This is a genomic window from Streptomyces sp. NPDC038707, assembly GCF_040636485.1.
Taxonomy (GTDB): domain Bacteria; phylum Actinomycetota; class Actinomycetes; order Streptomycetales; family Streptomycetaceae; genus Streptomyces.
Genome location: NZ_JBEZUP010000005.1, coordinates 61,441 through 77,786, shown reverse-complemented (window position 1 = coordinate 77,786; position 16,346 = coordinate 61,441). Strand labels below are relative to the sequence as shown.

General features: G+C 74.4%; 14 protein-coding genes. 11 read left to right on the top strand and 3 right to left on the bottom strand.

Annotated elements, in window-relative coordinates:
• Nucleotides 1-149: 149 nt before the first annotated feature.
• A complete protein-coding gene (locus AB0E62_RS09160) occupies nucleotides 150-1,394 on the bottom strand; it encodes an FAD-binding protein (protein ID WP_362190281.1) in 1,245 nt (414 codons plus the stop codon).
• A gap of 111 nt (nucleotides 1,395-1,505) precedes the next feature.
• Between AB0E62_RS09160 and AB0E62_RS09155 the strand changes: the two genes are divergently transcribed.
• The 10 genes from AB0E62_RS09155 (at nucleotide 1,506) to AB0E62_RS09110 (ending at nucleotide 13,311) form a co-directional block, all read left to right on the top strand.
• Nucleotides 1,506-2,513 (top strand): hydroxyacid dehydrogenase, encoded by a 1,008-nt coding sequence (locus tag AB0E62_RS09155; protein ID WP_362190279.1) that lies wholly within the window; start codon nucleotides 1,506-1,508, stop codon nucleotides 2,511-2,513.
• Nucleotides 2,514-2,603: 90 nt separating this feature from the next.
• Nucleotides 2,604-3,056, top strand: coding sequence for a pyridoxamine 5'-phosphate oxidase family protein (locus tag AB0E62_RS09150; protein WP_362190277.1), 453 nt, complete (start codon nucleotides 2,604-2,606; stop codon nucleotides 3,054-3,056).
• A 58-nt stretch (nucleotides 3,057-3,114) separates the two neighbouring features.
• Nucleotides 3,115-4,467, top strand: coding sequence for a radical SAM protein (locus AB0E62_RS09145; protein WP_362190275.1), 1,353 nt, complete (start codon nucleotides 3,115-3,117; stop codon nucleotides 4,465-4,467).
• A gap of 238 nt (nucleotides 4,468-4,705) precedes the next feature.
• Nucleotides 4,706-5,800: a ribosome small subunit-dependent GTPase A gene (gene rsgA, locus AB0E62_RS09140; protein ID WP_362190273.1), complete on the top strand. Its 1,095-nt coding sequence runs from the start codon at nucleotides 4,706-4,708 to the stop codon at nucleotides 5,798-5,800.
• 97 nt (nucleotides 5,801-5,897) lie between these two features.
• Nucleotides 5,898-7,295 (top strand): AlkA N-terminal domain-containing protein, encoded by a 1,398-nt coding sequence (locus AB0E62_RS09135; RefSeq protein WP_362190271.1) that lies wholly within the window; start codon nucleotides 5,898-5,900, stop codon nucleotides 7,293-7,295.
• Between the two features lie 60 nt (nucleotides 7,296-7,355).
• On the top strand, nucleotides 7,356-7,844 hold the full coding sequence (locus AB0E62_RS09130) for a methylated-DNA--[protein]-cysteine S-methyltransferase (protein WP_362190269.1): 489 nt from the start codon (nucleotides 7,356-7,358) through the stop codon (nucleotides 7,842-7,844).
• Nucleotides 7,845-7,967: 123 nt separating this feature from the next.
• Nucleotides 7,968-9,254: a GDSL-type esterase/lipase family protein gene (locus AB0E62_RS09125; protein WP_362190267.1), complete on the top strand. Its 1,287-nt coding sequence runs from the start codon at nucleotides 7,968-7,970 to the stop codon at nucleotides 9,252-9,254.
• Between the two features lie 297 nt (nucleotides 9,255-9,551).
• On the top strand, nucleotides 9,552-10,727 hold the full coding sequence (locus AB0E62_RS09120; RefSeq protein ID WP_362190265.1) for a protein phosphatase 2C domain-containing protein: 1,176 nt from the start codon (nucleotides 9,552-9,554) through the stop codon (nucleotides 10,725-10,727).
• A gap of 67 nt (nucleotides 10,728-10,794) precedes the next feature.
• Nucleotides 10,795-12,537: a pyruvate dehydrogenase gene (locus AB0E62_RS09115; RefSeq protein ID WP_362190263.1), complete on the top strand. Its 1,743-nt coding sequence runs from the start codon at nucleotides 10,795-10,797 to the stop codon at nucleotides 12,535-12,537.
• A gap of 330 nt (nucleotides 12,538-12,867) precedes the next feature.
• Nucleotides 12,868-13,311, top strand: coding sequence for an ATP-binding protein (locus AB0E62_RS09110; RefSeq protein ID WP_362190261.1), 444 nt, complete (start codon nucleotides 12,868-12,870; stop codon nucleotides 13,309-13,311).
• Between the two features lie 59 nt (nucleotides 13,312-13,370).
• Here AB0E62_RS09110 and AB0E62_RS09105 read toward each other — a convergent pair whose 3' ends face one another.
• Both AB0E62_RS09105 and AB0E62_RS09100 read right to left on the bottom strand, forming a co-directional pair.
• The gene (locus AB0E62_RS09105) at nucleotides 13,371-14,405 is read right to left on the bottom strand and encodes a DUF2637 domain-containing protein (RefSeq protein WP_362190259.1); all 1,035 of its coding nucleotides are present in this window, start codon (nucleotides 14,403-14,405) and stop codon (nucleotides 13,371-13,373) included.
• Between the two features lie 173 nt (nucleotides 14,406-14,578).
• Nucleotides 14,579-15,421 carry a (2Fe-2S)-binding protein gene (locus AB0E62_RS09100; RefSeq protein ID WP_362190257.1) on the bottom strand — a complete coding sequence of 281 codons (843 nt, stop codon included), beginning with the start codon at nucleotides 15,419-15,421 and terminating at the stop codon, nucleotides 14,579-14,581.
• Nucleotides 15,422-15,599: 178 nt separating this feature from the next.
• Here AB0E62_RS09100 and AB0E62_RS09095 point away from each other — a divergent pair, with 178 nt between their 5' ends.
• On the top strand, nucleotides 15,600-16,289 hold the full coding sequence (locus AB0E62_RS09095) for a GntR family transcriptional regulator (RefSeq protein ID WP_362190255.1): 690 nt from the start codon (nucleotides 15,600-15,602) through the stop codon (nucleotides 16,287-16,289).
• The last annotated feature ends 57 nt before the right edge of the window (nucleotides 16,290-16,346 follow it).

Sequence of the window (16,346 nt, the reverse complement as noted above, 5' to 3'; positions counted from 1 at the left end):
CCTCCCGTGCGGACCCGGGCCGGGGCGGCATGGGCACCGGCGCGGGCGTCAGGCTATGGGCTGGGAGGGACGTTCGACAAGGGCTTAGGAAAGGGGCTGGAGGAAGTGGGCCCCTGCGCCGGGGCAGGTCACCGCGGCGGGCCGGCCCGTCACTCCCCGAGGAGTTCGCGCACGAAGCCGTTGGTGAACGTGCCCGCCGGATCCAGCGCCCGGGCCAGCGCCCGGAAGCCGTCGAGCCGCGCGTACCTCTCCCGGAGGTCCGCCGCCGGGATGCCGAACACCTTCCCCCAGTGCGGCCGGGGATCGAACGGGGCCAGCGCCTCCTCCAGCCGCCGCACCACCGGCAGCACCGCCGCCTCGTCGCGCACCCAGGTGAAGTGCAGCGCGACCGAGTCCCGGGCGTGGGCGGGGCTGAGCCACTGCGCGTCGGCGGCGATCGTGCGCACCTCGCAGGTCTGGAGCACTCCGGCGACGGTCTCCCGGACGGCGTCCACCGCGTGCAGCGCGTCCACCGCGGCCGCGCGCGGCAGCAGATACTCCGACTGGATCTCCTCGCCGCTGCTCGGCGTGAACTCGGCCCGGAAGTGCGGCAGCCGCTCGTGCCAGGGCCCCGGCACGCCGAACTGGCGCGTGCAGTTGGCGGCGGGCATCCCCGGCACCGGATGCAGCGCCTCCCGCGCCGGCTCCGCCCACGGGAAGTCCACCGCCGGCTGATCGGTCCGGCGCTTGACCCACACCTGGCGGAAGCCCGGGCGCCGCCAGTCGGTGAACAGGCTCACGCTGTACGCCGACCCCGCCACCGCCTCGAAGTCCAGCCCGTCGAGAGGGAGTTCGGTGAACACGTACTGCTCGACCTCGTAGGCGGGCTCCAGGTCCAGGGTGAGGGCGGTGACCACGCCGAGGGCGCCGAGCGAGGTCACCGCCCCGTCGAACCGGGGGTCCCCGCGTCCTATCGTCACCGTCGAGCCGTCGGCGGTGAGCAGTTCCACCTCCCGTACGGCCACCGCGAGCGGACCATTGCCCACCCCCGAGCCGTGGGTGCCGGTCGCCACCGAGCCCGCCACCGAGATGTGCGGCAGGGAGGCCATGTTGGGCAGGGCCAGCCCCCGCGCGTGGACCGCCCGGGCCAGTTCGGCGTACCGGACGCCGCCGGAGACCCGGACCGTACGGGCCGCGCTGTTCACGTCGATCACCGGCGGCAGCCCGGCGATGGACACCAGGACCCCCTCGTCCCCGGGGTCGGCGATCCGGTTGAAGGAGTGCCCGCTGCCCAGGACCCGCACCTTCGCACTGCCCGCCACCACCGCCCGCAGCGCCTCGAAGGAGTCCGGGCGGTGGAACTCCTTGACCGCGTAGGTGATGCTGCGCGCCCAGTTGGTGACCGTTTGTGTCACGTCCGTCATCCTGTCTCCCGCGAGTGGTGATCCATTGACCCTCTGATCGGCCGGGACCTACCGTAGAGAACGGTTGCTGTCCGCGCGTCACCGAGCCGGGAGGCCCCTTCCTTGACCGAGCGGCCCCGTGCCCTGTTCGCCATGACGGCCCGGAACGTGCCGGCGGTGTTCCCGCCCCGGCTGCTGGAGCGGCTGCGGGCGTGCGTGGACATCGATCCCGCCCTGGTGGCCGAGGACTTCACCGCCCCCCGGGTACGGCAGGCCCTCGCCCGGACCGAGGTCCTGGTCACCGGCTGGGGCTGCCCCCGCCTGGACCCGGCCGTACTGGACGCGGCCCCGCGCCTGCGGGCCGTGCTGCACGCGGCCGGCTCGGTCAAGGGGTTCGTCACCCCTGAGGTGTGGCGGCGGGGCATCGCCGTCTCCTCGGCCGCCGAGGCCAACGCCCGGCCCGTCGCCGAGTACGCCCTCGCCATGATCCTGCTCGCCGGCAAGGATGTCTTCGCCCTCCGCGACGACATGCGGGCCCGGCGCGCCTTCCCGCACGACGGCGTCCTCCCCGGCATCGGCAACCACGGCCGCCGCGTCGGCATCGTCGGCGCCTCCCGGGTCGGCCGCCGCCTGATCGAACTGCTCCGCCCGCACGACCTCGACGTCACGCTCGCCGACCCCTACGTGGACGATGCCGAGGCCGCCCGGCTCGGCGTACGCCTGCTGCCGCTGGACGACCTGCTGCGTACCAGCGACATCGTCAGCCTGCACGCCCCGCGGACCGCCGAGACCCGCCATCTGGTCGACGCCCGCCGGCTCGGCCTGATGCGCGACGGAGCCGTGCTGATCAACACCGCGCGCGGCGCCCTGGTCGACCACGACGCGCTGGTCGCGCATCTGCGCTCCGCCCGCCTGAGCGCCGTCCTGGACGTGACCGACCCGGAGCCGCTGCCGCCCGGCTCCGCGCTCTACGACCTGCCGAACGCCTTCGTCACCCCGCACCTCGCGGGCTCGCTGGGCAACGAGGTGGCCCGCCTGGGCCGGGCGATGGTGGAGGAGGCCGAACGGCTGACGTCCGGCGCGGCGCTGCGGCACGCAGTCGACCCGGCGGTGCTGGAACGAACCGCCTGATCGAATACGGATTCCGTTGTTCATCCCTGCCGGATCAATGGAATCCGAGAAAACCAGGCTCCCCTGCGACTCTTTCGATAGCTTCCCGGCATGGCTTCCGATGTCCTCCCCTCGCGGCTCCCCGACACCGGCCGCACCCGGCACCGCCGCCTGCGCGCGCAGGGCAGCCTGGAGCGGGCCGACCTGAACGCGATCCTCGACGCCGGCTTCGTCTGCCACCTCGGCGTGGTGACCGACGGACGGCCCCTGGTCGTCCCCACCGTCTACGGCCGGGACGAGCGGCAGCTCTACGTGCACGGCTCCGTGGCCGGCCGCAGCCTGGCCGGCGGTCTCCCGGTCTGCGTGACCGTCACCCACGTCGACGGGCTGGTCCTCGCCCGGTCCGTGTTCGAGCACGGGGTGAACTACCGCAGCGCGGTGATCCACGGCGACGCGCGCAAGGTCACCCAGGAGTGGGGCGCCCCCGTACCCGACCCGGCCCTGCCGCCCGGCACCGCCGTACCGGACCGCATCGCGCGCCGGGCGGGGACCCGGCACGGCTGAGCCCGGGGCGGGGGCATACGGTGTCAGTCGTACGCCTGAACCGGGAGGAGAAAGACGAATGGGCAGCCGTACCGCGCTCGTCGAGGATCTGATGGAGCGGTTCCCGCACGTCCCGCGGGAGGCCGTCTTCAAGGAGGACCTGCTGCGGGGCGGTGTCGCCTTCGACAGGTCCGCCCTCAGCGACAACGAGGGCGGGGACGTCAAGCCGAAGTCCTACTTCATCTTCTCCTTCGACCACGGCACCCTGCCCGAGCTGGGCGAGGCCGCGCTGCGCCGGCCCCCGGAGGAGATCATCCTCACCGGCGGACCGTACGACCTGCGGCGCACGGTCGTCTCCGTCCGCGTGAACCCCGCCTCGCCCTACCGGGTCGCCGCCGACGAGGAGGGACTGCTCGGGCTCTACCTGGACGGCACCCGCATCGCCGACGTCGGCGTACCCCCGATGCCCGAGTACTACCGGCACACCCTCTCCAACGGGAAGTCCGTGATGGAGGTCGCGCCGACCATCCAGTGGGGCTACCTGATCTATCTGACCGTCTTCCGGGTCTGCCAGTACTTCGGCGCCAAGGAGGAGTGCCAGTACTGCGACATCAATCACAACTGGCGCCAGCACAAGGCGGCCGGCCGGCCCTACACCGGGGTGAAGGACGTCGAGGAGGTCCTCGAGGCCCTGGAGATCATCGACCGGTACGACACCCAGAAGGCGTCCACCGCCTACACCCTCACCGGCGGCGCGATCACCTCCAAGGTGGCGGGCCGCGACGAGGCCGACTTCTACGGCCACTACGCCAAGGCCATCGAGGAGCGCTTCCCGGGCCGCTGGATCGGCAAGGTCGTCGCCCAGGCACTGCCCAAGGCGGACGTACAGCGGTTCAAGGACTACGGCGTGCAGATCTACCACCCCAACTTCGAGGTGTGGGACCGCCGCCTGTTCGAGCTGTACTGCCCCGGCAAGGAACGCTACGTCGGCCGGGACGAGTGGCACCGCCGCATCCTCGACTCCGCCGAGGTGTTCGGCGCGCGCAACGTCATCCCGAACTTCGTGGCGGGCGTGGAGATGGCCGAGCCGTTCGGCTTCACCACCGTCGACGAGGCCATCGCCTCCACCACCGAGGGCCTGCGCTTCTTCATGTCGCACGGCATCACGCCCCGCTTCACCACCTGGTGCCCCGAGCCCACCACCCCGCTCGGCAAGGCCAACCCGCAGGGCGCGCCGCTGGAGTACCACATCCGCCTGCTGGAGGCCTACCGGCAGACCATGGACGATTTCGGCCTGTCCTCCCCGCCCGGCTACGGCCCGCCCGGCCCCGGCCGCGCCGTCTTCTCCGTCAGCTCCTTCATGGACAGCCTGCCGGCGGCCGGGCCGGACGGCGAGCGGCAGCTCGACGGGGCGAGTGGCACGGCGAGTTGAGGAACCAGGGAAAAACCCTTTGACGCACGGGCCCGCGCGCGGGCTACAGTTGGCGCACACGCCGAGGTGGCGTGCGAACGCGCGAGTGAGGAAGAGGAGGTGTCGACCGATGGCTGTCACTGTGCCGGGCGCTGCCCTCATCCAGGAACTCGTCACGTCCACCTCCGTGGCCGCCGGCTGAATCCACCGCGCGTCGAGCGCGTGTGTCCGGGGCCGCCCTTGTGAAGGGTCTTTCCCCTTGTCTTCCACCTCTGCTGTGTCCACCGCGCTCGCTCCCTACGGCTGGGACGAGGACTGGGCCGCCGCGTTCGCCCCGTACGCGGCCGACGGGCTCGTGCCCGGCCGGGTCGTACGGGTCGACCGGGGCCAGTGCGACATCGTCACCGCGGACGGCACCGTCCGCGCCGACACCGAGTACGTCGTGCCCCGCGACCCGATGAAGGTCGTGTGCACGGGGGACTGGGCCGTCGTCGACCCCGACGGCGACCCGCGCTACGTGCGCGCCTACCTGCCCCGCCGCACCGCCTTCGTCCGCTCCACCTCCTCCAAGCGGTCCGAGGGACAGATCCTCGCCGCCAACGTCGACCACGCGGTCGTCGCCGTGTCCCTCGCCGTGGAACTCGACCTCGGCCGCGTCGAGCGGTTCCTCGCCCTCGCCTGGGAGTCCGGCGCCCAGCCCGTCGTCGTGCTCACCAAGGCCGACCTCGTGCCCGACCCGGCCACCCTCGCCCACCTCGTGCGGGACGTGGAGACCAGCGCGCCCGGCGTGCCCGTGCTCACCGTCAGCGCCCTGCACGGCGACGGGCTCGACGTGCTGGTGGCACTCGTCGGCTCCGGTACGAGCGTGCTGCTCGGCCAGTCCGGCGCCGGCAAGTCCACCCTCGCCAACGCCCTCCTCGGCGCGGACGTCATGGACGTACAGGCGGCCCGGGACGTCGACGGCAAGGGCCGGCACACCACCACCACCCGCAACCTGCTCGTCCTGCCCTCCGGCGGTGCGCTCATCGACACCCCCGGGCTGCGCGGCGTCGGCCTCTACGACGCGGAGGGCGGCGTCGGGCAGGTGTTCGCCGAGATCGAGGAGCTGGCCGAGGGGTGCCGGTTCCACGACTGCGCGCACGAGAGCGAGCCGGGATGCGCGGTGCGCGCCGCCGTGGCGGACGGCGGACTCCCCGGGCGACGACTGGACAGCTACCGCAAGCTGATGCGGGAGAACCAGTGGATCGCGGCCAAGACCGACGCCCGGGTGCGGGCGGAACTGCGCCGGGACTGGAAGCGCAAGGGCGCCGAGGGCAGGGCGGCGATGGAGGCCAAGCGCGGACGCCGGGGGTAGTCGCCGAGCGCGGGGGGCGGGGGCCGTTCCGGATGCCTCAGTTCGGTGTCCGATTTCCGCTGGCCCCGGCCTCCCCGTCCGGCCCACACTGGGACACGTGAAGGACGAGGACAGCAGGTACGAAGCGGTACGGAGCCGGGACGCGCGGTTCGACGGGGTGTTCTTCTTCGCCGTCGAGACCACCGGCATCTACTGCCGCCCCAGCTGCCCGGCCGTGCCGCCGAAACGGCACAACGTGCGCTTCTTCGCGACGGCCGCCGCCGCGCAGGGATCCGGCTTCCGGGCCTGCCGGCGGTGCCGGCCGGACACCGTGCCCGGCTCCGCGGAGTGGAACGTCCGCGCGGACGTCACCGGCCGGGCCATGCGCCTGATCGCCGACGGCGTCGTGGACCGCGAGGGCGTCGCCGGGCTCGCCGCGCGGCTCGGCTACAGCGCCCGCCAGGTACAGCGCCAGCTCACCGCCGAGCTGGGCGCCGGGCCCGTGGCGCTCGCCCGGACCCAGCGCGCGCACACCGCGCGTGTGCTGCTCCAGACCACCGGCCTGCCGGTGACCGAGATCGCGTTCGCGAGCGGCTTCAACAGCGTCCGCCAGTTCAACGACACCATCCGCGAGGTGTACGCGGCGACCCCGACCGAGCTGCGGGCCGCCACCGGCCGGGACCGGGCGGCCCGCCGCGCCGAGCCCGGCGCGGGCATCCCGCTCCGGCTCGCCCACCGCGGCCCCTACCAGGCGGCGGCCCTCTTCGACCAGCTCGCCCGGGAGGCCGTCCCCGGCGTCGAGGAGGTCACCGGCGCCCCCGGCGCCCGCGCCTACCGGCGCACCCTGCGACTGCCCTACGGCACCGGGATCGCCGCCGTCCGCGAACGCGCCCACTGCGCCGGGCCCCGCGGCGGCACCCACCCGGGCGGCTGGCTCGAAGCCCGGCTCCGCCTCACCGACCCCAGGGACCTCACCACCGCCGTGCAACGGCTGCGCCGGCTGTTCGACCTGGACGCCGACCCGTACGCCGTCGACGAACGGCTCGGCGGCGATCCCCGGCTCGCCCCGCTGGTCGTCGCCCGCCCCGGGCTGCGCTCGCCCGGCGCCGTCGACCCGCTGGAGCCCGCCGTCCGCGCCCTGGCCGGCACCGAACGCGCCGGGGAACTGGTGCGCCGGTACGGCAAACCGCTCGACGCGCCGCACGGCGCCCTCACCCACCTCTTCCCCGAGCCCGCCGTCCTCGCCGAGGCCGAGCCCGGCGGCCCGCTGGGCGCGCTCGCCACCGCCCTCGCCGACGGCACGGTACGGCTGGACCCGGGCGCCGACCGGCACACCGCCGAACAGGCCCTGCTCGCCCTGCCCGGCATGGACCCGGACACCGTCGCCACCCTCCGCGTCCGCGCCCTCGGCGACCCCGACGTGGCCCCGCCCGGCGCCTGCCTCCCCGACACCTGGCGGCCCTGGCGGTCGTACGCAGTCCGGCACCTGCGGGTGGCGGGCGAGCGGATCCCCTGAGCGCCGGCCCACCCGGAACCCATCCGCCCCCACACTCACGAAGCGAGGAACACCGGCCCGATGAACACCGTGTACTACACCCACCTGGACGCCCCCGTCGGGCCGCTGCTGCTCACCGCGGACGCGGACGGCGCGCTCACCTCGCTGTCCGTGCCCGGGCAGAAGGGCGGACGGACCGTGGGCGACGGCTGGCGGGCGGATCCCGGGCCGTTCCGGGCCGCCGCCGAGCAACTCGCCGCGTACTTCGCGGGCGAGCGGACGGAGTTCCACCTGCCGCTGCGGGCCTCCGGCACCGAGTTCCGCGCGCGGGTGTGGGCCGCGCTGGACGAGGTGCCCTACGGCACCACCGTCACCTACGGGGAGATCGCCGCCCGGGCCGGCGCCCCCAGAGCCGCGGTACGCGCCGTCGGCGGGGCGATCGGCGCCAACCCGCTGCTCATCCTGCGCCCCTGCCACCGGGTGATCGGCGCGAACGGGTCGATGACCGGATACGCGGGCGGACTCGAGCGCAAGGTCCGGCTGCTCACCCTGGAAGGCGTCCTCCCCTAGGTCCGTCGCCTTCCCTGGGGGCCCGTTGCGCCGAACGGGTGGATGTGGGGGCGGGGTACGGCGTGTCGGCCCGGGATGTGGCACCTTCGGCTGCGAAGGGCCTTCCGGGAAGGGCGGGGACACATGGCCAAGGTCGTACGGGTCCTCGCGGTCCTCCTTCCGGTCCTGCCGGCGGTCCTGCCGGCCCCGGCCGTCGCCGCACCGGCCCCGCCGTCGTCCTGGACCGGCAGTTGGGAGACGGCACCCTCCGGCACCGCCGCCGCGCTGCCCGGAGCCGCCGTCCGCAACGTCGTCCACCTCAGCGTCGGGGGCACGGCCGTCCGGGTCCGGCTCAGCAACCGGCTGGGCACCCGGCCGCTCCGCCTCGGCGCCGTCACCGTCGCGCTGCGCCGGGCGGCCGGCCCCGACGCCCTGCCCGGCACCCTGAGCACCGCCACCTTCCACGGCGCCCCCGAGGCGACCGTCCCGCCGGGCGCGGACGCGGTCACCGACGCGCTGCCGCTGACCGTCCCGCCCGCCGCCGACCTGCTCGTCACCGTGTACACCCCGGACGACTCCGGCCCCGCCACCTGCCACCGCACCGCCCTCCAGACCAGCTACCTCGCCCCCGCCGGCGCCGGCCGGGCCGCCGACGAGGACGGCACCGCGTACACGCGGACCACCAGCCGCTGGTACTACGTCACCGGAGTCGACGTCCGGGGGTCCGCCGCGGGCAGCGTCGTCGCGTTCGGCGACTCGCTCACCGACGGCGACGGCTCCACCCCCGACACCAACCGCCGCTGGCCCGACCGGCTCGCCCAGCGGCTGCGCGGCCACCGCATCGGTGTCCTGAACGCCGGCATCGGCGGCAACCGCCTGCTGCGCGACGGCACCGGACCGAGCGCCCTCGCCCGTCTGGACGCCGACGCCCTCGACCGGTCCGGGGTGCGGGCCCTGGTCGTCTTCGAGGGCGTCAACGACATCAAGGGCACCCCGCCGGCGTACGACCCCGCCGCCTACGCGGACGCCTACCGCGCCCTGGTGGCCCGCGCCCACGCCCGCGGCATCCCGGTCGTCGGGGTCACCCTCACCCCGTACGGCGGCTATCCCGCCTGGACCCCGGCCGGCGAGGCGGTACGGCTGCGGGTGAACGCCTTCATCCGTACGGGCGGCGCGTTCGACGCCGTGGCCGACGCGGACGCCGCCGTCCGCGACCCGGCCGACCCCACGCGCATCCTGCCCGCCTACGACCCCGGTGACCACCTCCACTTCAACGACACCGGCATGGCCGCCGTGGCCGACACCGTCCACCGCGCCCTGACCCACCGGCCCACGGGTGTCCTGCGGCCCACCGCCTCTTTCCGGCCAGTCGTCCCCGCTTGGCCCGCCGTCCCGGTCCGGCCCGTCGGTCCTGCGCGGCTGCCACGGTGACAGCGGCCGCGGAACACACGGCCGTTCACCTGGTTCACGGGCGCGGTCCCGGGGAACCCGGCCGGTGTCGTGGCCCGGGCCCGAACGTGTGCGAACGCGTGGCAGGGGATCCGGGACCGGGCCGCGTCGCGCGTCGCCGGGCGGCCCTCCCGTGGGGGGTGGGGCCGCCCGGCGGCCAACAGGCGTATGGGGCAACGGTGTTCGGAACTTCACTCGACACGCCGTAATCCGCGTGCGGGCCACCGGATTTTCCCGGTCCCCCCGCTGCCCCGGCTCGTGCGGTGGACAATCGGGGCCATGAGCCGGCAGGGAGCGTGTCCCGCGCGTCAAAGCGACGACTGGTGGGGGAAGTTGTACGACGACCCCGCCCCGGACACGGGCCCCGCGCCGGCCCCCGACTCCCTGGACGACCGGTTCGCCTCGGCGCGCGACGCGGTGGCGCACGGGCCGCGGCACCGGGAACCGGCGACGGCGGTGCCGGTGCGCCCGGCCGGGCCTTCGGCCGCGCGCGAGGACGCCGACCGGTCGGACTACGTCGGCTCCGGACCGCCCACCTACGACCCCGAACCCACCGCCCTCCCGCTCGCCGACCCGGACGCACTGGGCCAACTGGTCCCGGACACCGTGCTGGACGGCGCCCGGTACGGGCCGTGCACGCTGCGGGCCGCGTCCCTGCGCGGGGACTCGGCGCGCTACCGGGGCGAGCCCCGCCGGGACGCGCTGCTCACCGCGCGGTTCGGGACCGGGGAACGGGCGCTGGTCCTGGTCGCGACGGCGGCCGGCGCCCGGGCCGTGCCCGGCGCGCACCTGGCGGCGGCCGAGGCGTGCCGGGGGATCGCGCGGGCGGTGGGCCGCAGTCACCAGCGGCTCGCGGAGGACGTCCGGGCGGCCCGGCGCGGCGATCTGAGGTCCGGTCTGCACCGGCTCGCCGGCCACGCCCTCGGCCGGCTGCGGACGGGCGCCGCCGGGCGGGGCACCGAGCCGCCCGCTTCCCCAGTCAGCCTGAGGTGCCTGCTGCTGTCCGCCGACCCGGACTGCCGCGTCCGTGTCTTCTTCGGCGTCGGCGACGGCGGACTGTTCCGGCTGCGCGACGGTGCCTGGCAGGACATCGAGCCGCACCCGACGGCCCACGACCTCACCGACGGCAGCACGGGGGGCACCGGCGACCAGCCCGGCGCCGACCGCGCGTCCCTGGACCTCGGCGTCCCGCACCCGAGCGGGGCCGCCCCGGGAGCACCGTCCCGCGAGCCGTTCCGGTTCCGGGCCTCGGTAGCCCGCCCGGGTGATGTCCTGCTGCTGTGCACGGCGGGCCTGGCCGACCCGCTGCGCGGCGAGGACGCCCTGCGCGCCCGCCTGGCCCGCCGCTGGTCCGGCGGCACCCCGCCCGGCCTCGCCGCCTTCCTCGCCGACACCGGGACCCGGGTGAAGGGGTACGCCGACGACCGTACGGCGGCGGCCGTGTGGGAGGCGTAACCGCGGCCCCTGTGGATTGATGGAACGGCAGGGCCGTATTCCGGGAGCGAAGGGGCAGACGCGAGCCATGGCCAAACAGAACGTCGCGGAGCAGTTCGTCGACATCCTCGTCCGCGCGGGTGTGCGCCACCTCTACGGTGTCGTCGGCGACAGCCTCAACCCGGTCGTGGACGCCGTCCGCCGCAACGCGGCCATCGACTGGATCCACGTACGCCATGAGGAGACGGCCGCCTTCGCCGCCGGTGCCGAGGCCCAGATCACCGGCAGGCTCGCCGCCTGCGCCGGCTCCTGCGGACCCGGCAACCTGCACCTGATCAACGGCCTCTACGACGCCCACCGCTCCATGGCCCCGGTGCTCGCGCTCGCCTCGCACATCCCGTCCAGCGAGATCGGCCTCGGCTACTTCCAGGAGACCCACCCGGACCGGCTGTTCCAGGAGTGCAGCCACTACAGCGAGCTGATCTCCAGCCCGAAGCAGATGCCCCGGCTGCTGCAGTCCGCCATCCAGCACGCGGTCGGGCAGCGGGGGGTGAGCGTGGTGTCGCTGCCCGGCGACATCGCCGCCGAGCCCGCCCCGGAGAAGGCCGCGCAGAGCGCGCTGGTCACCTCCCGGCCCACCGTGCGGCCCGGGGACGCCGAGCTCGACCGGCTGGCGGAGATGATCGACGCGGCCGGCAAGGTCACCCTCTTCTGCGGCAGCGGCACGGCCGGCGCGCACGCCGAGGTGATGGAGTTCGCCGGCAAGATCAAGTCACCGGTGGGCCACGCGCTCAGGGGAAAGGAGTTCATTCAGTACGACAATCCCTTTGATGTGGGTATGAGCGGATTGCTCGGTTACGGGGCCGCCTACGAGGCCACCCACGAGTGCGACCTGCTGATCCTGCTCGGCACCGACTTCCCGTACAACGCCTTCCTGCCCGACGACGTGCGCATCGCCCAGGTCGACGTGCGGCCCGAGGTGCTCGGCCGGCGCTCCCGGCTCGACCTCGCCGTCTGGGGCGACGTGCGCGAGACGCTGCGGTGCCTCATCCCGCGGGTGAAGGAGAAGACGAACCGGCGCTTCCTCGACCGGATGCTGAAGAAGCACGCCGACGCGCTGGAGGGCGTGGTCAAGGCCTACACCCGCAAGGTCGACAAGCACGTCCCGATCCACCCCGAGTACGTGGCCGCCGTGCTCGACGAAGTCGCCGCCGACGACGCCGTGTTCACCGTGGACACCGGCATGTGCAATGTCTGGGCCGCCCGTTACATCACGCCCAACGGCCGCCGCCGGATCATCGGTTCGTTCTCCCACGGGTCCATGGCGAACGCGCTGCCGATGGCGATCGGCGCCCAGTTCACCGACCGGCGCCGGCAGGTGGTGGCCATGTCCGGCGACGGCGGCTTCTCCATGCTGATGGGCGACTTCCTCACGCTCGTGCAGTACGACCTGCCGGTGAAGGTGGTGCTGTTCAACAACTCCTCGCTCGGCATGGTCGAGCTGGAGATGCTGGTCGCGGGCCTGCCCTCGTACGGCACCGCCAACACCAACCCGGACTTCGCCGCCGTGGCCCGGGCCTGCGGCGCCCACGGCATCCGGGTGGAGAAGCCCAAGCAGCTCGCCGGGGCGCTCAAGGAGGCATTCCGGCACAAGGGGCCCGCCCTGGTGGACATCGTCACCGACCCCAACGCCCTGTCCATCCCGCCGAAGATCAGCGCCGAGATGGTCACCGGGTTCGCGCTGTCCGCCTCCAAGATCGTGCTGGACGGCGGCGTCGGCCGGATGCTCCAGATGGCCCGCTCCAACCTGCGGAACGTGCCACGCCCGTGAGCGCCCCGACGGGGGAGCGTATTTCGGCCAGTTTCACGGGGCGTGACGGCGTGCCGACCACCGGTGCCGGAGGGGGCCGGGCCGCCGTCCCGGGGCGTCCGTGGTGTCCTGCGGCGTCCGTGGCGCCCGGTGCGTGGTGGCGGAGCGGTGCCCCGGACGGCCGGGGCGCTGTGCGGACATGGCCGAACCGCCGGTCATCGGGCATACGCCAGGACTGCCCCGGTGTCCGCTGGGCAAGCATCCCCCCGTGAACGTGTTCGACCAGGAGGGGCAAGGACCGGCGGCGTGCGGGCGGGGGTCATGAAGAGGCAGGCGCGAGGGGGCGGTCCGATGACCGTCGAGGCCTACTCGGCGACAGCGGGGGACCAGACGGACACCATCACCGACGACGCGCGACGGCTTCGGCGCAGGCTGGGCCGGGCGGACCTCAGAGCGGTGCCGGAGGCCCGCCGGGCGCTGCGCGAACTGCTGCGACACTGGGGAAAACCGGGCCGCTCGGACATAGCCGAGCTGCTCACCAGCGAACTCGTCACCAACGCCATCGTCCACACCGACCACGACGCCGTCCTGACGGCGGTGCTGGAGCCGGACGGACTGCGCGTGGAGGTACGGGACTTCGTGGCCCGCAGACCCGAGCGGCACACCCCGGAAACCGACGACGACACCCACGGCCGGGGCCTGGTCCTGGTCGAGTCCCTGGCCGACGCCTGGGGAGTACGGCCGCACGGCGTGGGCAAGTCGGTGTGGTTCGAACTGGGTGCCGAGGCCGCGTGAACCGGTGACGGGGCGGGGCGTGACCGCCGTGGTCACGCCCCCGTGGTGCCGGCCGGCGGTCAGCCGAGCTGCTGCTCCAGGTCCTTGAGCTTGCGTTCCAGGGAGTCCAGGCGCGGCAGGGCCATGGTGTCGTCCTCGGCCGTGAGGTCGACGGTCAGCGGTTCAGCCGTGCCGCGGACCGGCTGGAGAGAGGGCCGGGCGCGCACCGGCCGGGGCTCCGGCGCGGGTATGGCGGGCTCCGCGGCCGCCGCCGGGGCGGCGGCGCGCTCCACCGGCTGCACGTCGGCCTGCCGTCCGGCACTCCGGCCGGCGAAGCCGCGCTGTCCCCGGCTGATCGCCTTCAGCCGGGCCCGCTCCACGCGCTGCTGGTCGCGTCTGCGCTGCCGGGCCTCCTCCTTGTGCCGCCGGTCCTCGCGGACCTCCTCGACCGCCTCGTCCAGGCTGCGCACCCCCTCCAGGAGCATCAGGGACCAGGCCCGGTAGGTCTCGCGGGGCGCCCGCGCCCAGCGGACGATCCGGATCTGCGGCAGCGGGCGCGGCACCAGGCCCTGCTCGCGCAGCGCGGCCCGGCGGGTCTGCTTCAGCGCCCGGTCGAACAGCACGGCGGCCGACAGCGACATGCCGGAGAAGAACTGCGGGGCGCCCGCGTGCCCCGCGCCCCGGGGCGCGTGCACCCAGTTGAACCAGGCCGCCGCCGCGGCGAACAGCCATACGAGTATCCGGGAGCCGAGGGCGGCGTCGCCGTGGCTCGCCTCGCGCACGGCGAGGACGGAGCAGAACATCGCGGCGCCGTCCAGTCCGAACGGCACCAGGTACTGCCAGCCGTCGCTCAGTCCGAGGTTCTGTTCGCCGAAGCCGACCAGGCCGTGGAAGGAGAGGGCCGCCGCCACCGCCGCACAGCAGAACAGCAGGACGTAGGAGGCCGTGCCGTAGAGGGCCTCCTTGCGCCGGCGGCGCTCCTCGCTGTCGTCCGCGCTCGCGTTCTCCCCGGCGGAGCGCTTGCCGCGCGCGAGCACCGCCACTGCCACCACCATGCCCAGGAGCAGTACGGCGCCCGGAAGCAGCCAGTTCAGCGATATGTCGGTCAGTCTCATCAGGGTCCCTTGCATGGGGATAGGGCGTGACGCCCGCCATAGTGGCCCCTGCCCGACGGCCCTCAGGGGGTTTCCGGGGAAGAGGCCGCCAAGGGAGTGCGCGAGGGACGCCCGGGACGGCATTCGTCTCGAACTATCGTCTGATGAGCGGCAGTTGAGTTCGAACAGATTCCTCAACCGGCCGCGCACGCCGTGAGTCTCGCGATTCGCTCGCCGTCACGGGTGCGCGGACACGTCACACAGGTGTCCTGCGGGCGGACGGTGTAGAACATGCAGCAGCTCGCCCGGTCCCGGGTGGGCAGCGGCCGGCCGTCCGCAGCGGTCAGCGTCCGGAACCCGGCGGAGCCCGCGTACGGCGGGGTCGTCCCCGGCAGCAGCAGTTCCAGCTCCCGCACGGCCCGCGCCGCCTCGTCCTCGCCGAACAGCCCGGCGACGTACCACAGCCCTTCCACGGCCTCGTCCGTCGCCATCCCCCACAGCGCGCGCCCGCGCCGCCGCATCCGGGGCCCGAAGGCCGCGAGCACCGGCTCCAGATGCTCGGCCACGGCCGCGCGCACCTCGGCCCGCAGCGCCTCCTCGTCCGGTACGACGGCCGTGCCGGGCAGCGCGGCGGCGGGATCGCCCGGCAGACAGGCGACGGACACCGGGGGGCGTACGGCGAACCGGCCGGCCGTGCGGTCGTAGCGGACGTGGGTCACGGGCAGCCGGGGCACCCGGCGGTGCAGGAACCACGGGACGGTGATCAGCAGACAGGCGGCCCAGGCGTAGCGGTGCAGGCCGAAGCTCGCGACGACGTCCGGGCGGGCCGGGCGGCCGTGGTCCCGCTCCACCTGGGCCGCGTCCCAGGCCAGGAAGGCGTCCAGCGCCGCGCCGCCCGCCGCGAGCCCCGCGGCGTCGGTCCAGCCCGGACCGCGCGGCGCCGGGTCGTACGGGCCGAGCTCGGTCACGGTCAGCCCCGGGAGGACCGTGCCGAGCCGGTCGTAGGCCGGGGTGAGCGGCGAGACCGCAGCAGGCATGGCGCAACCACCGATCCTCGGACGCGTCCGCACACACGGACCGATCTGTACAGGTAAGCCTTACCTTACTCAGTTGTGGCGGAGTTTGAACTGCCGCCAGGTGCGCCTAAGGTGCTTGACGGACAACCGACAACCCGTCTCAATGACCCCAAGTGCCGACAAGCCGCCAGGAGGACCCGTGAAGCAGGGCGTGCAGGGCTCGCCGGGCCGGCCGGTCACGGCCCCGCGCGGACCCGCCCCCGCCGGGCGACGGGTTCCGGTGCAGCGCTCCTCGGTGCGCGGGCAGATCCTGGACGCGCTGCGCACCGCGCTGGTCACCGGCGACCTGGCACCGGGCGAGGTGTACTCGGCGCCGGTGCTCGGGGAACGCTTCGGCGTCTCGGCCACGCCGGTGCGGGAGGCCATGCAGCAGCTCGCGCTGGAGGGCGCCGTCGAGGTCGTGCCCAACCGCGGCTTCCGGGTGGTCGAGCGCGGGGCGCGGGAACTGGCCGAGCTGGCGGAGGTGCGCGCGCTCATCGAGGTCCCGGTGATGGTGCGGCTCGCCCGCACGGTGCCGGCCGAGCGGTGGGCCGAGCTGCGGCCGCTCGCGGAGGAGACGGCGCGCGTGGCGGCCACGGGCTGCCCGGCGGCGTACGCCGAGTCCGACCGCGCCTTCCACCGGGCGCTGCTCGCCCTGGCGGGCAACGAGCAGCTGGTCCGGATCGCCGAGGATCTGCACCGGCGGGCGCAGTGGCCGCCCGTCCGGCGGGCCACGGCCTGCCTGGTCGCCGACGCGGCCGAACACACCGCCCTGCTCGACGCGTTGACGGCCGGGGACGTGGACGTGGTACGGGGGCTGGTGCGCGAGCACTTCGCCGGTGCGGCCTGATTCCTCGCGGCCTGATTCCTCGCGGCCCGAGTTCTCGGGGCCCGGGCCTCCGCGGGG

What these genes read in the sequence shown, in the direction of transcription:
- AB0E62_RS09150 (WP_362190277.1), top strand. Translation starts at nt 2,604, where the DNA reads ATGGCTTCCGATGTCCTCCCCTCGCGGCTCCCCGACACCGGCCGCACC.
- AB0E62_RS09145 (WP_362190275.1), top strand. Translation starts at nt 3,115, where the DNA reads ATGGGCAGCCGTACCGCGCTCGTCGAGGATCTGATGGAGCGGTTCCCG.
- AB0E62_RS09130 (WP_362190269.1), top strand. Translation starts at nt 7,356, where the DNA reads ATGAACACCGTGTACTACACCCACCTGGACGCCCCCGTCGGGCCGCTG.
- AB0E62_RS09125 (WP_362190267.1), top strand. Translation starts at nt 7,968, where the DNA reads ATGGCCAAGGTCGTACGGGTCCTCGCGGTCCTCCTTCCGGTCCTGCCG.
- AB0E62_RS09120 (WP_362190265.1), top strand. Translation starts at nt 9,552, where the DNA reads ATGAGCCGGCAGGGAGCGTGTCCCGCGCGTCAAAGCGACGACTGGTGG.
- AB0E62_RS09115 (WP_362190263.1), top strand. Translation starts at nt 10,795, where the DNA reads ATGGCCAAACAGAACGTCGCGGAGCAGTTCGTCGACATCCTCGTCCGC.
- AB0E62_RS09110 (WP_362190261.1), top strand. Translation starts at nt 12,868, where the DNA reads ATGACCGTCGAGGCCTACTCGGCGACAGCGGGGGACCAGACGGACACC.
- AB0E62_RS09105 (WP_362190259.1), bottom strand. Translation starts at nt 14,405, where the DNA reads ATGAGACTGACCGACATATCGCTGAACTGGCTGCTTCCGGGCGCCGTA.
- AB0E62_RS09100 (WP_362190257.1), bottom strand. Translation starts at nt 15,421, where the DNA reads ATGCCTGCTGCGGTCTCGCCGCTCACCCCGGCCTACGACCGGCTCGGC.